Annotated in this window: 2 protein-coding genes; one reads left to right on the top strand and one right to left on the bottom strand. The window is 71.2% G+C overall.

Going from position 1 to position 1141, the window contains the following annotated elements:
* The coding region (locus ACFXA3_RS42875; protein ID WP_385197033.1) for an ABATE domain-containing protein at positions 1-198 on the bottom strand (198 nt) is incomplete at its 3' end.
* Positions 199-280: 82 nt separating this feature from the next.
* On the opposite strand from ACFXA3_RS42875, the gene ACFXA3_RS42870 reads away from it, so the two are divergent.
* Positions 281-1036 (top strand): class I SAM-dependent methyltransferase, encoded by a 756-nt coding sequence (locus ACFXA3_RS42870; RefSeq protein WP_385197030.1) that lies wholly within the window; start codon positions 281-283, stop codon positions 1034-1036.
* The last annotated feature ends 105 nt before the right edge of the window (positions 1037-1141 follow it).

The raw sequence follows: 1141 nt of genomic DNA, 5'->3' as shown, positions 1-1141 counted from the left end.
CTCGAAGACGGAGCGCAGCCGGCCGCGGACGTTGCGGAAGCGGGTGACGTCGGCGTCGGTGACGCGGCGGGCGGCCTGGACCCCGGCGCCGAAGAGGCCGCGGACGGCGTCCACCGAGGTCAGTGAATCCTTGTTGCGGGCCGGCTCCTCGGTGTTGACCAGGCGCACGGCGTAGTCCGAGTAATGGGCCAGTTCCACTTGTAGTCCTTACGGCTGCGGATTAATGTCTCGGCGTAACGGCTGAGACGTATTCGAGGGTATTACGGCTGGAGGATGGACGATGGCGCAGACCACGACCGACTGGCAGGCCTGGCAGGAGAGCTGGGACCGGCAGCAGGAGTGGTACATGCCCGACCGCGAGGAGCGGTTCCGGGTGATGCTGGACATGGTCGAGGCACTGGTGGGCCCCACCCCCCGGGTGCTCGACCTGGCGTGCGGTACGGGAAGTATTACGGACCGCGTCCTCAAGTGGTTCCCGGAATCCACCAGTACGGGCGTCGACCTCGACCCGGCGCTGTTGACCATCGCCCGGGGCCACTTCTCCGGCGACCGGCGCGTCACGTTCGTCACCGCCGACCTCAAGGACCCCGACTGGACCTCGGCGCTCCCGTACGACACGTACGACGCCGTCCTCACCGCCACCGCCCTGCACTGGCTGCACAGCCCGCAGCTCGGCGTGCTCTACGGGCAGCTCGCCCCGCTGGTGCGCCCGGGCGGGGTCTTCATGAACGCCGACCACATGCCCGACCCCGCGACCCCGGGGATCAACGCCGCCGAGCGCGCCCACCGGCACGCCGGGATGGACCGGGCCCGCGCGGCCGGCGCGCTGGACTGGGCCGACTGGTGGGCCCTCGCGGCCGCCGACCCGGTGCTCGCCGAGCCGACGAAGCGCCGGTTCGAGATCTACGGCGAGCACGCCGACGGGGACACCCCCGACGACGCCTGGCACGCCCGGACCCTGCGCGAGGCGGGGTTCGCGGAGGCCCGCACGGTCTGGCGCTCGCCCTCCGACGGGCTGGTCCTGGGCCTCAAGTAGCACCCTTGTAGGAAAGTGAGAACTTCGGAACGCGCACCGGAACGCGCGGAGGGGCGGGGGGGGGGTTGACTCGACCCCCCGCACACACCCCCCGATCGGGGAATA

Source organism: Streptomyces sp. NPDC059456 (genome assembly GCF_042750055.1).
Taxonomy (GTDB): domain Bacteria; phylum Actinomycetota; class Actinomycetes; order Streptomycetales; family Streptomycetaceae; genus Streptomyces.
Note: the sequence above shows the minus strand (reverse complement) of the source record. Positions and strands in the feature narration are given on the sequence as shown.